This window comes from Yersinia aldovae ATCC 35236, assembly GCF_000173735.1.
Taxonomy (GTDB): domain Bacteria; phylum Pseudomonadota; class Gammaproteobacteria; order Enterobacterales; family Enterobacteriaceae; genus Yersinia; species Yersinia aldovae.
The window spans coordinates 1-290 of record NZ_ACCB01000134.1; the positions used below are offsets into that span (position 1 = coordinate 1).

The following is a 290-nucleotide window of genomic DNA, read 5'->3' on the forward strand; positions in this document are numbered from 1 at the left end:
GATAATCAGGCGGCTAACCTGATGGCCCATGCGGTGCTGGGTGCAGTCACCGCCCATGCCAGTGGCAACAGTGCGTTAGCGGGCGCGGCAGGTGCTGCCACTGCCGAGTTGATGGCCCCGACGATTATCGCGGCAATGGGCTGGGATAAGGATAATCTCAGCGAAGACCAGAAGCAGACCGTCAGTGCGCTGGCAACACTGGCCGCAGGGCTGGCCGGTGGATTGACCGGCGACAGCACCGCTGATACGGTTGCCGGTGCGCAGACAGGGAAAAATGCGGTTGAGAATAA

General features: G+C 61.4%; 1 protein-coding gene. It reads left to right on the forward strand.

From position 1 onward, the window contains the following. On the forward strand, nt 1-290 hold a 290-nt coding region (locus tag YALDO0001_RS19575; protein ID WP_042840705.1), incomplete at both ends, for a VENN motif pre-toxin domain-containing protein.